This is a genomic window from Streptomyces sp. CC228A, assembly GCF_021390935.1.
GTDB lineage: Bacteria > Actinomycetota > Actinomycetes > Streptomycetales > Streptomycetaceae > Streptomyces.
Map to the genome: position 1 here is coordinate 137,062 of NZ_JAJPUI010000009.1, position 12,430 is coordinate 149,491.

The 12,430-nt window shown below is 71.1% G+C and carries 13 protein-coding genes, 3 tRNA genes and 1 pseudogene; 5 read left to right on the forward strand and 12 right to left on the reverse strand.

Annotated features, from left to right (window positions below):
• Positions 1–97: 97 nt before the first annotated feature.
• On the reverse strand, positions 98–1,366 hold the full coding sequence (locus L6E17_RS24110) for an APC family permease (RefSeq protein WP_236242831.1): 1,269 nt from the start codon (positions 1,364–1,366) through the stop codon (positions 98–100).
• 92 nt (positions 1,367–1,458) lie between these two features.
• On the opposite strand from L6E17_RS24110, the gene L6E17_RS24115 reads away from it, so the two are divergent.
• On the forward strand, positions 1,459–1,728 hold the full coding sequence (locus L6E17_RS24115) for a GlsB/YeaQ/YmgE family stress response membrane protein (RefSeq protein ID WP_236242832.1): 270 nt from the start codon (positions 1,459–1,461) through the stop codon (positions 1,726–1,728).
• Here the strand turns inward: L6E17_RS24115 and L6E17_RS24120 are convergent.
• The 4 genes and pseudogenes from L6E17_RS24120 to L6E17_RS24135 form a co-directional block, all read right to left on the reverse strand.
• Positions 1,725–2,687 (reverse strand): IS481 family transposase, encoded by a 963-nt coding sequence (locus tag L6E17_RS24120; RefSeq protein WP_236242833.1) that lies wholly within the window; start codon positions 2,685–2,687, stop codon positions 1,725–1,727. The genes L6E17_RS24115 and L6E17_RS24120 overlap by 4 nt on opposite strands.
• A 177-nt stretch (positions 2,688–2,864) precedes the next feature.
• A pseudogene (locus L6E17_RS24125) lies at positions 2,865–3,634 on the reverse strand (transposase).
• A 43-nt stretch (positions 3,635–3,677) separates the two neighbouring features.
• Positions 3,678–4,301 carry a hypothetical protein gene (locus L6E17_RS24130; protein WP_236242834.1) on the reverse strand — a complete coding sequence of 208 codons (624 nt, stop codon included), beginning with the start codon at positions 4,299–4,301 and terminating at the stop codon, positions 3,678–3,680.
• A 358-nt stretch (positions 4,302–4,659) separates the two neighbouring features.
• Complete coding sequence (locus L6E17_RS24135) at positions 4,660–4,821, reverse strand: hypothetical protein (RefSeq protein ID WP_236242835.1); 162 nt, start codon at positions 4,819–4,821, stop codon at positions 4,660–4,662.
• A gap of 112 nt (positions 4,822–4,933) precedes the next feature.
• Here L6E17_RS24135 and L6E17_RS24140 point away from each other — a divergent pair, with 112 nt between their 5' ends.
• Entirely contained in the window at positions 4,934–5,935 is a 1,002-nt protein-coding gene (locus L6E17_RS24140; RefSeq protein WP_236242916.1) for an IS630 family transposase, read from the forward strand.
• Here the strand turns inward: L6E17_RS24140 and L6E17_RS24145 are convergent, their stop codons facing one another.
• The 5 genes from L6E17_RS24145 to L6E17_RS24160 form a co-directional block, all read right to left on the reverse strand.
• Positions 5,936–6,106, reverse strand: a complete 171-nt coding sequence (locus tag L6E17_RS24145) for a hypothetical protein (RefSeq protein ID WP_236242836.1) — start codon at positions 6,104–6,106, stop codon at positions 5,936–5,938.
• Between the two features lie 491 nt (positions 6,107–6,597).
• Complete coding sequence (locus tag L6E17_RS30705) at positions 6,598–6,720, reverse strand: hypothetical protein (RefSeq protein WP_268985584.1); 123 nt, start codon at positions 6,718–6,720, stop codon at positions 6,598–6,600.
• A gap of 10 nt (positions 6,721–6,730) precedes the next feature.
• Positions 6,731–7,411: an alpha-ketoglutarate-dependent dioxygenase AlkB gene (locus L6E17_RS24150; RefSeq protein WP_236242837.1), complete on the reverse strand. Its 681-nt coding sequence runs from the start codon at positions 7,409–7,411 to the stop codon at positions 6,731–6,733.
• On the reverse strand, positions 7,408–7,911 hold the full coding sequence (locus L6E17_RS24155) for a methylated-DNA--[protein]-cysteine S-methyltransferase (RefSeq protein ID WP_236242838.1): 504 nt from the start codon (positions 7,909–7,911) through the stop codon (positions 7,408–7,410). The genes L6E17_RS24150 and L6E17_RS24155 overlap by 4 nt, the downstream gene beginning before the upstream one ends.
• Before the next feature lie 182 nt (positions 7,912–8,093).
• The gene (locus L6E17_RS24160) at positions 8,094–8,582 is read right to left on the reverse strand and encodes a YajQ family cyclic di-GMP-binding protein (RefSeq protein WP_236242839.1); all 489 of its coding nucleotides are present in this window, start codon (positions 8,580–8,582) and stop codon (positions 8,094–8,096) included.
• 192 nt (positions 8,583–8,774) lie between these two features.
• Here L6E17_RS24160 and L6E17_RS24165 point away from each other — a divergent pair.
• Positions 8,775–8,856 (forward strand) — tRNA-Tyr (locus L6E17_RS24165).
• Between the two features lie 709 nt (positions 8,857–9,565).
• Here the strand turns inward: L6E17_RS24165 and L6E17_RS24170 are convergent.
• The gene (locus tag L6E17_RS24170) at positions 9,566–10,222 is read right to left on the reverse strand and encodes an NAD(P)H-binding protein (protein ID WP_236242840.1); all 657 of its coding nucleotides are present in this window, start codon (positions 10,220–10,222) and stop codon (positions 9,566–9,568) included.
• 34 nt (positions 10,223–10,256) lie between these two features.
• On the reverse strand, positions 10,257–11,489 hold the full coding sequence (locus tag L6E17_RS24175) for an amidohydrolase family protein (RefSeq protein ID WP_236242841.1): 1,233 nt from the start codon (positions 11,487–11,489) through the stop codon (positions 10,257–10,259).
• Positions 11,490–12,218: 729 nt separating this feature from the next.
• Between L6E17_RS24175 and L6E17_RS24180 the strand changes: the two genes are divergently transcribed.
• Both L6E17_RS24180 and L6E17_RS24185 read left to right on the forward strand, forming a co-directional pair.
• A tRNA-Thr gene (locus L6E17_RS24180) sits at positions 12,219–12,291 on the forward strand.
• Between the two features lie 48 nt (positions 12,292–12,339).
• Positions 12,340–12,412 (forward strand) — tRNA-Met (locus L6E17_RS24185).
• The last annotated feature ends 18 nt before the right edge of the window (positions 12,413–12,430 follow it).

Below are 12,430 nucleotides of genomic sequence, written 5' to 3' on the forward strand. Positions count from 1 at the left end.
CACCGCGCGGCAGAAGCCGGCCGCCTACCGCCAGGCACCGACCGCCCCCCGCCTACCGGCCGACGCCCGCCGCCTGCGTCCCGACGCCCTGCGCTCGCTACCCCTGCGGCGCACGACCGGAACGGCTCCCCTCCGGTGAGCCCCCGCCCCGCACCGCGTACAGCACGGCCCCCGCCGCGACGACGGCCGCGCCCGCGAGCACCGACGGCAGCGGCAGCGAGAACGCCAGGGCCAGGCAGCCCGCCAAGCCGCCCGCCGCCAGCACGCGGATCGACGACAGCCTGGGCGTGAGCGTCCACGCGGAAGCGTTCGCGATGGCGTAGTAGAGCAGCACGCCGAACGACGAGAAACCGATCGCTCCCCGCACATCGGCCGTGGCCGCCACCACCGCCACCACGACGCCCACAGCGAGCTCCGCGTGGTGGGGCACCTGGAAGCGCGGGTGGACCGCCGCCAGCGTCTGCGGCAGGTGGCCGTCCCTCGCCATGGCCAGAGTCGTGCGGGACACCCCGAGAACCAACGCCAGCAGCGACCCGAGCGCCGCCACCGCCGCCGCCACCCGCACCACCGGCGCCAGTCCCTCGACCCCCGCGGCCCGCACGGCGTCTGCCAGGGGCGCCGCCGACCGGCTGAGGTCCTCGGAGCCCAGCACCGACAGAACGGAGACCGCCACCCCCGCATAGGCCACCAGCGCGATGCCGAGCGCCAGCGGAACCGCCCGAGGGATCGTCCGCTCCGGATCCCGGACCTCCTCGCCGAGCGTGGCAATCCGCGCATAGCCGGCGAACGCGAAGAACAGCAGCCCCGCCGCCTGCAACACACCGCCGGCCGACACGTCGCCGGCGAAACCCAACCGCTCGAAGTCCGCAGCGCCCGACGAGAGGCAGGACACCGCCACGGCCGCCAGGACCGCCAGCACTACCGCCACGATGGTGCGTGTCACCAGCGCTGACTTCTGCACGCCCCCGTAGTTCACGGCAGTCAGTGCCACGACCGCCGCGACCGCCACCGCGTGCGCCTGCTCCGGCCACACGTAGACACCGACCGTCAGTGCCATCGCCGCGCACGACGCCGTCTTGCCGACCACGAACGACCAGCCCGCGAGATAACCCCAGAACGGACCCAGGCGCTCCCGGCCGTACACATACGTGCCGCCCGACGACGGATAGCGGGCCGCGAGCCGCGCCGAGGCCATCGCGTTGCAGTACGCCACGGCGGCGGCCAGCGCCAGCCCCGCGAGCAGGCCGCTGCCGGCCGCCCCCGCGGCGGGGCCGAGCGCGGCGAAAATGCCGGCACCCACCATCGACCCCAGACCGATGACGACCGCGTCGAAGACACCCAGAGAGCGGCGGAGTTCCCTTGACATGGACTGCACCCTACTGACCTGGGCAACCCCTGCCCGTACCCCCGGCGTCCTAGGGGGCAACCCCCGAAACGCGCGAGAGCAAAGAGGAGAGCATGACCGTTTTCGGCTGGATCATCCTCGGCCTGCTGGCCGGTGTCATAGCGAAGGTGCTGCTCCCGGGCCGCGATCCGGGCGGCCTCATCGGCACGACCCTCATAGGCATCGCGGGGGCCTTCACAGGCGGCTGGCTGTCGGCCCGCTTCCTCGACCGGCCGATCAGCAACGACTTCTTCGACGGCGCCACCTGGCTGGCCGCCATCGGTGGATCGCTGGTGTTGCTGATCGCGTACCGGATCCTGTTCGGCCACTCCCGCTCCCGCTAGGTGTGTTGACCCGTGAGGTTGGGGACGCGGCTTGCGGGTGGTTGGCCTTTCAGCGCGGTGTGTCCGCGGTGGTGATTGTAGGTGTGCAGCCAGCCGGGGAAGGCGTCGCGTCGTTCCTGCTCTGAGCGGTAGGGGCGGGCGTAGGCCCATTCGTCGAGCAGGGTGCGGTGGAAGCGTTCGATCTTGCCGTTGGTCTGCGGCCGCCAGGGCCGGGTCCAGCGAGGGCTGATACCCAGCTCGTGGCAGGTCTGGCGCCAGGTGTTCTTGGTGTAGGCCCAGGCGTTGTCGGTCAGGACCCGCTCGATGGTGATGCCCTGGTGGGCGAACCAGGCTGTTGCCCGTCGCAGGAAGGCCGCACAGGTGGCGGCCTTCTCGTCGGGCAGGTCCTCGGTGTAGGCGAGGCGGGAGTGGTCGTCCAGGGCGGTGTGCAGGTAGGCGTATCCGGTGCCGTTGCGGCGGTCCTGGTTGACCCGGCCGGCCGGCCGGCCGAGGAACTTGTGGCCGCCGCCGTCGGGGATGCGGCCGAGTTTCTTGACGTCGATGTGGAGCAGTTCGCCGGGCCGGGAGTGTTCGTAGCGGCGGACGGGTTCGCCGGTGGCCCGGTCCAGCGTGGTCAGGGCGGGCAGGTGGTGCCGGACGAGGATGCGGTGGGCGGTGGAGGCGGCGATGCCGCAGCGGGCGGCCAGCCGCACCGGTCCGATGCGGTGCTCGCGCCGCAACCGCACGACCTGCTCCTCGACGGCTGCCGGCGTTCGGCGCGGGCTGTGGTGAGGGCGGCTGGAGCGGTCGTGCATCCCGGCCGGGCCCAGCTGTCGGTAGCGGCTCGCCCAGCGTGCGGCTGTGGTGTGGCTGACCTGGAAGCGTTCCGCGGCCCGCCGCAGCGGCCATCCGTCATCCACGACACACCGGGCCGGACGCAGCCTGCCGGTCGGGGTCAGCGGGGCATTACGGTGGGACACGAGGGCCTCCTGGCAGTCGGCGGTAGATGTCGCAATCCACACCGAAACCAGAAGGCCCTCACCCGTTCAAGCACCCAGCACGCGTGTCACCAACGTCCCGGGACAACACAGCTAAGGGTTGTCCCGTAAATGATCTTCTGGTCGCCTCAGACATGGTTGGCCGCTGCGCCCGCTGCCTTATCCGGCGAGGGCGAGGTTGTGCATGCGGGCGATGCCGAGCATGGCGTGGTGGACGCCGTCGCCTTTGAGGCGGCAGTGCGGAGGATCTTCCAGGTCTTCATGCGGGCGAAGACGTGCTCGACCCGGGCGCGGACGTGCTTGTGGGACCTATTGTGGTCCTCTTTCCAGTCCGGGAGTTCGGTCTGGCCGCGCTGCCGACGGTGCGGGATGACCAATCCGGTGCCGGGGTAGCCGCCGTCGGCGATCGTGGTGGTCTTCCCGACGGCGGCTTTGGCGCCGGATTCCTCCCACGCCTTGCAGTCGTTGCGGTTCCCGGCGATCGGCCGGCCGACCACGACGACCAGGCGCGTGTCGGCGTCGATGACGACCTGGTGGTTGGTGGAGTACCGGTAGTTCTTCGACCGCTCGGCGATGGCGTGGTCGCGGGTTGGGACCAGGGTGCCGTCCACGATGAGCACGGTGTCCTTGGCGAACCGTTTACGGGGCTGGAGAGCGAGCATCGGCCCGAGGCGGTCGATGATCCGGTCCGCCGCCGACTTCGACACCCCGAACAGCGGAGCGAGTTGCCGCATTGTGAGGTTCGTTCGCCAGTAGGCCGCGACCAGCAGGGCCCGATCCTCCAGCGGAAGGCTCCACGGCCGGCCCTTGCGGACTGCGTCTGCACCCTGGCGCCGCAGAACCGTTACCAGCTTCCCGAAGGCGCGAGGGCTCAGCCCGGAGAACGGGGCTATCCAGGAAGATTCCGACGCCGTGATCACACCAGCCATACCAAGATCGTTTCATGGCGTGGCTGGCGGCTCGGGCCACCTCTCAGCTGCCGCTCAGCGGAGAGGCCCACGTGGGGTCGTGTCGGGATCTCCTCGTGAGGTGGGCCAGGAGGTGCTCCGCCGCGATGGAGGCAGTGTCTTGCGGCGCGCCGACTGCGGTCAGGGCGGCGATAAGCCTTGCTGGTGCTGTTTCCGGCACGTCCGGCTCGGTGAGGAGGGGAAGCAGCAGCAGGAAGCGGGTGGCCGTGTCCTGGACGCCTTCGTCCGTAAGCGACGGGCTGTCAGCGATCCGGATCAGTTCGTGCCATGTCAGCCCAGTGCCCGAGAAATCTCCGTCCCAGCTGGCGATCTGCTCGGCGTAGCTTCTGGCTGGATGGGTGAGGAGGTAGTCGGTGCCGTAATCGCCATCCAGGTTGCGGTAGATCACCACGGCTCCGGGGCCGTCTTCTGCCGGCACCCTGAACGCTGGCCAGCGCTCAGGATCGAAGAGGACCTCGGACAGGGCATCGACATCGGCGCCGTCCTCGCCGAACCACTCTGGAACCGGGCGCTCGGGACACCCTCCGTCGCTGCACATCGCCAGGAGGTAGTTCGACCAGAAGCCCGGGTGGACCAGCAGTGACTCGCCCGGCACCAACGGGCCGACGTCGTATCCCTTGATCAGCACCCCTCGATCCTGTCACTAGTCACTGACACGGTCCGATCCGGGATCGGCAAGGAGGTGCCGTCCAGTTACGGGACAGCTCTTAGGGCCTGTATTGAGTCGTGATCATTGGAGGCTGCGCATCCAGATCACTGCTCCTCGCAGGTGGAGGCCAGCAAGATCACTCTCGGGCATCTTGTCGTAGCCGCTCACGATGCCGTGCCACGCCTTCAGTCCAGGACACGGAACACAGCGAAGCTCCCGGTCGGCGATCTGCTGGCTGGCAGGCCGTCGGCCGGGAGCTTCGGTGTGGTCTTCTACCGGGCTGGGCTGGCGTTCTCCGCCAGAACCCGGTGAGAAGCTGAATGCCCTACGGGTCAGCTCAGCAGCCGTACCACCCGGCGTAGGCGCCCCACTTGCCGTCCTTGGTGAATTCTGCGCTCTTGCCCTTGTTGATCGTGGTGCACTTCGAGTCGGGCATAAAGGCCCCCCTCCAGTCCACCTTGAGCTTCTTCTTGCTGGCGCAGTTGTTCGTGATCTTCACCCAGTGGTGATATTGATCAGAAACGGTTTGGGTTCTGGGTCGTTGGGTGGGTGTGAGCGATCTGGTGGGGGACGCGCGGCATCTGTCGCCGTCGGCGCAGGAGGCCCTGCGGCTGCGGGCGGTGGCCGCTCTGATGGCGGGGCGGGACCGCGAGGACGTGGCGGCAGTGTTCGGGGTGTCGCTGAAGGCGGTCGACGGCTGGTGGGCGAAGTGGCAGGCCGGTGGTCGGGAGGCCCTGGTCATGCGTCCTCGGGGTAAGCCGGTCGGTGTGCACCAGGTGCTCGGGGAGGCCGAGCAGGCCGCGGTGCGGCAGGCGGTCCTGGACCACCGGCCGTGTGACGTGGGGCTTTCCGGTCAGCTGTGGACACGGCGGCTGGTGGGCGAGCTGATCGCGAAGCTGTACCGGGTGCGGCTGACCGAGGTGGGGGTGGGCAAGTATTTGAAGCGATGGGGGCTGTCCTTCCAGCGCCCGGACAAGCGGGCCGTCGAGCAGGACCCCGAGGCCGTCCGGCGCTGGCATGAAGAGACCTGGCCGAAGATCCGCGTGCAGGCGAAGAAAGACGGCGGCGAGATCCTCTTCGCCGACCAGGTCGGCATCCGATCCGACCAGGTCACCGGCCGCACCTGGGGTGAGAAGGGGAAGACGCCCGTCGTGCGGCGGAGCGGGAACCGGTTCTCCGTGAACGCGATGTCGGCGATCAGCACCAAGGGCCGGATGCACTTCATGGTCTTCACCGAGTCCTTCACCGCCGAAGTGATGTGCCGCTTCCTGGGCCGGCTCGCCGGCCACTTCGACCACAAGGTCCACCTCGTGGTCGACGGTCACTCCGCGCACCGCTCGAAGAAGGTCCGCGACTGGCACGCCGCCCACCCCGATGATGTAGAGCTGCACTTCCTGCCCCCGTACTCGCCCGAGCTGAACCCCGACGAGCTGGTCAACGCCGACCTCAAGCACAGCCTGCCCAAGCAGCACCGGGCCCGCGACCAGGCCGAACTCGCTGCCGAAACCCGCCGCTTCTTCCGCAGGCGTCAGCGTCAGCCGCACATCGTCCGCGGCTACTTCGGTGGCCCACACGTCCGCTACGTCATGGACGAGAACCCCATGAGTTTCTGATCAATAGTACTTTCCGAAGGCGGTCTCCTCGTAGAAGGTCCTCCCATGCTGCACTTTGACGCAGGAGGGCGCGGCGTTGGCCGCCGGAGCGGTGACACCCACGGTCACCAGGCTGGCGACAGCGCCGGCCGCCGCCAGGGCAGCGGACATCTTCAGGGAAACTCGCTTCATGACAGGAACTCTCCTCAACCTGTAACAGGCTTCTGACTATTTCAGCAGGCCAGGCTGGGGACCCATGACACTCCCCCGTGCCTACGGTGAAGAGTAAGGTCGGCCGGCAATGACTCTGGCCATCTCGTGTGCCAGAGGCGGGTAGAGAAGACGTCCGAGCTGGTCTGAGCGACTTCCCGTAAGCAGCGTACCGGCGATCCAACTCCCGCTGATCCTATAACGTTTCAGGTTTGGCTTCTCAGATGCCGTTGATCAGGTTCCCGGCGAGGAACGGGGAGAACGTGCTGGCGGGGGTCCCGGGCGGGGCGGTACCGTACTGCCCTCGGAGTCCCCGGGGAGTTTGATCCACAGCAGGTATTCGGCGCCGCCGATGCCGAGCGATGACGGCACGCGAGCTTGCGGCCGACGGGGTTGCGCAGTCGACGTGTCGGCCACTGGGGTCCATCGCGCCGTACCGTTGCGGGAGGTGTCGACGACGTACCTCGCGCCGCTCACCCCAGGTTCGCCGGCGCGGTCACGATCTGATTGCCGTAGCCGCAGCTGAGGTCGGTGGCGTCGAAGTTGGCAGTGCCCACCGAGAACCGCTGCACGTGCGCGATGCCGCCCTGGACCACGGACGACCCGTCAGGCCGCCTCCGGAAGACGGCCCGTCAGGCCGGTCTCCCGCAGGGTGACGTTCAGGCGGCCCCCGCGCATGCCCGTGGCCGGATCACCCGTGCCCGGGTACACCTTCGTCACCCCGTGATAGGCGAAGCGGGAGGCTCCGCCGAAGACGAACAGATCGCCCGACGCCAGCTCCACGTCGGTGTACGGCCGCCCCCGGTGCTCCGTGTTCCCGAACCGGAAGACGCAGCTGTCACCGAGGCTGAGGGACACCACCGGGGCACCGCACCGCTCCTCCTCGTCCCGGTGCATGCCCATACGCGCTTCGGCGTCGTAGAAGTTCACCAGTGCGGCGTCCGGCGCATACCCGCCGTCGTCACCGTACGCGTCCGCCACCGCCGCCCGCCCCCACTCGACCAGCCAGGACGGGAGGGGTGCGACACGGGCGCCGTTCACGTCGTCGGCGGTCCGGCTGTAGCGGTAGGGCTGCCAGTGCCAGCCGAGGCACAGCGTCCGGACGGACATCACCCCGCCACCGGGCAGCACCGTGTGCCGCAGCGGTACCGGGCCCCGGGCCCACGCCCGGCAGGCGTCGACCAGCTCGCGCTGCCGCGCCAGGGGCAGCCAGCCCGGTAGGTGCACCGCGCCTGGCGCCACCTCGGCCCGCCCGCGCGGCAAGGCGAACAGCCCGCCGCCGGTCACCGTACGAGCGCCCCTTCCCACCCCAGCAGCAGCTGCTTGCGCTCCGGGCCGGCGGCGTAGCCGCGCAGCGCACCGTCCGCGCCGATCACCCGGTGACAGGGCCGCACCACCAGCAGCGGGTTGCGCCCGATCGCCGTGCCCACGGCCCGTACCCCGGCACCGCTGGTACCGATGCGGGCGGCGACCTCCCCGTACGTCACCGTGGTTCCGTACGGGATGTCGTCGAGGACCCGCCACACCCGCTGCTGGAACTCGGTCGCGGAGGCCGGCATCACACAGGGCACGTCGAAGCGGGTCCTCCGGCCGGCGAAGTAGGCGTCGAGCTGCTCGGCGACCGCGGTGAAGGTCGCGGGCGCACTCCGCCATGCCTCCTGGACGACGGCACCGCCCTTCTGCTCGGGCAAGGACACCGAGCGGAGTGCGGCGGACCCGTCGGGACGCTCCTCGCCCACCAGCAGGAGGTCGCCCAGTGGGCTTCCGACCCGCGTGTACACGATCATGACTCGTCCATCCCTTCCTCCCCGCCAGTGTGGCGCGGCGGGGGAGCGGGGGCTGGCAGCTTTCCGACATGAAGCCGACCGGCCCGGCCCCTCCCGTCTCCACCCCCGGCAGACAAGGCGGGGGCGGACCGGCCGCCGACCGGATCCGCCCCCGTCCCGCCCCGGGTGCCGGGCGCCGCCGATCAGCGGTAGTTCACGAACTGCAGGGCGAAGTCGAAGTCCTTGCCCTTGAGCAGTGCGATGACGGCCTGCAGGTCGTCGCGGCTCTTGGAGCTGACCCGCAGCTCGTCGCCCTGCACCTGGGCCTTCACGCCCTTCGGGCCCTCGTCGCGGATGATCTTCGCGACCTTCTTGGCGTTCTCCTGGGAGATGCCCTCCTGGATGGAGGCGAAGATCTTGTACTCCTTGCCGGAAAGCTGCGGCTCACCGGCGTCCAGCGCCTTCAGCGAGATGCCGCGCTTGATCAGCTTGGACTGGAAGACGTCGAGGATCGCCTTGACCCGCTCCTCGGAGTTCGCCTGCATCAGGATCTTCTCGCCGGACCACGCGATCGACGCCCCGACGCCCTTGAAGTCGTAGCGCTGGGAGATCTCCTTCGCCGCCTGGTTGAGGGCGTTGTCGACCTCCTGCCGCTCGACCTTCGAGACGATGTCGAAACTGGAGTCGGCCATGTCCTGTGGCTCCTTGTATCGGGTGCGTAGAAGTGCGTCCGGACCCGCCGGTCGCAACCCCACAGCCTAGCCACCCGGGACCACCCCGTGGCTGATCGAATCCAGTGGCGGAGCACCCCCGGGGATCAGGTATTGTTTACGTCGTTGCCAGGGAGTACCGCCGCAAGGCCGGTCCTCCGAGGCGATATCCCAGGCGGTGTGCCCGAGTGGCCAATGGGAGCGGACTGTAAATCCGTCGGCTTAGCCTACCCAGGTTCGAATCCTGGCGCCGCCACAGGATGGAACGGCCCCTGATCTGCGGAAACGCGATCAGGGGCCGTTCTGCTGTGCCGACACTCCGAGACACGCCCCCGCCCACGGCCCCCACCCCCCACGACCTTCCCCCGTCCCGCCCCGCAGGACTTTCCCGGCACGCTCCACCACCGCGCCCGGCCGGATCGCGGCCCCCGACGTCCCGGCCCCCTGCCGACTCCGCGGCCACGGCCCCAGCCCCCTGCCGGCCCCGCGCGCCAGGACCCAGCCCGCGCCCCCGCCTGGCTGCCGCCCGCACGGCGCCCCCGCGGCGCATCCGCACAGAGCGACCGGCGAAGGGCATGAGCCCGCGCACGGCCTCCATCATGTCGCCGGCGCACGCACTGCTCTCGGCCGCCGCGTCGGGATCGAGACCGACGGGCTGACCGGTGGTCGCTGATCTGCCGTAGGCAGCGGAGGGGGGAAGAAGCCCTGCCGGCTCTCGCCTCACCGTGGTGGACAGGCCGGGCGATCCGCACCGCGGTGTACAGGCCGGCGATCCGCAGGCGGTCGCCCGCGGGGCCGACACCGACGGCGACCGGCGTGCCCAGGGCCGTGTTCGCGCTGCACCCCGGAGGGAGGGCGTCTGCCCGGCGAGTGTGCGGCCTGACGATGCGTCGGAAGACACGGGCGCTCGTCGACTCGGTGGTGGCCGTCCCCCGTCGGGATGACCACGGAGAGCCGACCCGCGGTCAGTTTCCCGCGACTGCCCTGACGGCGACCGCTACCGGGACCGAGCCGGTGGTCAGTTCCAGGGTGAGGCCGGCTGTGGCCGGGGTTTCGAGGAGTTCGGCCAGGACGGCGGCCACGTCGTCGCGGGGGACCGGACCGCGCCCGGTGGAGGCCTCCAGGCGTACCAGCCCCGTGCCCGCGTCGTTCGTCAGCATCCCCGGGCGCAGGATCGTCCAGTCCAGCGACGACTTCGCGCGGACATAGGCGTCCGCCTCGCCCTTCGCCCGCAGGTACGCGTCGAAGACGTCGTCGCCGGGGTGGTCGGGGGCGGCGCGCATCGAGGAGACGACGACGAACCGGCGCACACCCGCGCGCTCCGCCGCGTCGGCCAGCAGGACGGCAGCGTCCCGGTCCACCGTGACCTTGCGGGCGGGCCCGCTGCCCGGGCCGGCGCCCGCCGCGAAGACCGCCGCGTCGGCGCCCTGCAGCACCGCCGCCACCATCTCCACCGACGCCGACTCCAGGTCCATGACGACCGGTTCGGCGCCTGCCGCCCGCAGGTCGTCCGCCTGCTCGGGTGTGCGGATGATGCCCGCGGCCTCGTGCCCGGCCGCCGCAAGCAGCCGCTCCAGACGCAGCGCGATCTGACCGTGTCCTCCAGCGATGACGATACGCATGCTCACGACCGTACGGTCAAAAGGCGCCGCGCGCTCACGGGCGCGTGTCCGGCCGGGCCTGGCGCGGCAGTTCCAGCGCCGCCGCCGAGTCGCAGTACTCGCGCACCGCGCTCGTCCTGGCCACCACCCGCCCGCGGTGGATGACGATCCTGCTGTACGCGAGGGACAGCACCGACGGCAGCTGCTCGCCGCGCACCGCCAGGAGCTCCGCGGGGAACCCGGCCTCCACCCGCACCGGCGGCAGCCCCATCGCCTCCCGCGCGGCCTCGCTCACCGCCCCGTACGCCTCCGTCGGCCGCAGCCCGCCCTGGGAGGCCAGCAGGTACGCCGCCTCCAGCGGATCGCCGCGACCCACCGGGTTCGCCAGGTCGCGCAGCGCACCGCCGCCCGCCGCCAGCCGCACCCCCGCCGCCCGCAGCAGCCGTACCGGCGCCACGGCCCGCAGCTCCGTGCCCCCGCAGCCGCCCTGCGGCAGGCACATCACCGTGACGCCCGCCGCCGCCAGCTGGTCCGCCACCCGGCCCTGAGCGTCCGCCGGGAGCCGGCCCAGCGCGCCGCACGGACCGATCGCCACTCCCGGGCGCAGCCCGCCCGCCACGGCCGCCAGCCGAGCCAGCCGCGCCGGGTCGTCTCCGTCCGTGTGCAGGTCGACCGGGCAGCCGTGCTCCGCCGCCACCTCCAGCAGCGCCTCCACGTACCCGGCCGGATCAGGGTCCAGATCCGGACAGCCGCCCACGACGGAAGCGCCCATCTTCAGTGCGTCCCGCAGCATCGCCAGCCCGTCCGCGCCCGCGACCCCCGTCAGCAGCCGCGGTACTGCCACGGTCGTCAGGTCCGCCAGCCCGCGCAGCGCCCGCCGCGCCTGCAGCACCGCCTCAAGGGGGGCCAGTTCCTGTACGTCGCCGATCCTCACGTGGGCGCGCATGGCCGTCGCCCCGTGGCCGAGTTGCAGCAGGGCCGCCTCGGTGGCGCGGCGCTGGACGTCGTCGGCCGCGTACGAGACCGGGCCGGGCGCCTCCGCACTGAGCGCCGTGTCGGCGTGCGCGTGCGGTTCCGCGGGGGCGGGCAGCAGGAGGTAGCCGCCGAGGTCCACCCTGGCTCCGTGCGAACCGAGGCTGCCGGGTGTGCCGACGGCCTCGATGCGGCCGCCGCTGACCCGTACGTCGACGGTGCGGCCGTCGGTGAGCCGGGCGCCGCACAGCAGCAGCGTGGTGGTGCCGGTGGTGGCGCCCTCGGGCGGCCGCGGCTGCTGGCTGTCGGAGGACATCGGGCTCCTCACGGGGAAGGGGATGGGAGCGGGGGAGCGGGGAGCGGGGCCTGGGACGAGGGGGCAAGATCGCGCAGCGTGAGCCGAGCCTAGGCGCCGTCCGTCCGGGCTTCGAGGAGGAGCGCAATAGTCGTACTGGCGTGAGGCACGAGTGGCGTACGAGGCGCCGCCGGGGACGGTAACGCGCTGGTACGGGCCCGGAGGCCGGGTGCTGTCTCAGCCGGTGCGGGGTGGGTGCGGGGTGCCCCGGCGCCCGCCCCCGTGCCCGCCGGGGTGCCCGATCCCGTGCCTGCGGCCATGTCTGCCGGGGTGCCCGCCTCGCGCCCGCCTGGGTACCCGTCCCGTACCCGCCGGGGTGCCCGTCCCCGTGCTTGCGGCCATGTCTTTGCCAGGGCGCCCGCCGGCATGCCCGCCTCGCGCCCGTCTAGGTACCCGTCCCGTACCCGCCGGGGTGCCCGCCCGGCCCCGCCGGGCTACCCGTCCCGCGCCCGCGCCGGAGTGCCCGCCCCGTGCGCGCCCGCGGGCCCTCCTCGGACGGCCCGGTGCGGCGGTCGGGGTCGGGGCGCGGCTGACCCGGGAACCGGTGCGTGAGCCGGGTGTCGAGCCGGGGAGGAACGGCCTCCCGCCGGCTCCGGGGAGCTCCGCGGCCTGCTGCCCGGCAGGCCCTCGGGCGGGCCGCGTATCGGATTTGGGCGAACGGGCGCCGACCGTGTAATGTCTTCATCGCTCGCCCCAATAGCTCAGTCGGCAGAGCGTCTCCATGGTAAGGAGAAGGTCTACGGTTCGATTCCGTATTGGGGCTCTGGTGTGAGGTGATCCTCACCTTAGGGTGAGGTGATCCGTACATCAAAGCGGTGTAGCTCAGTCGGTAGAGCAAGCGGCTCATAATCGCTGTGTCACCGGTTCAAGTCCGGTCACCGCTACTCCCAGTAGCCGATTGT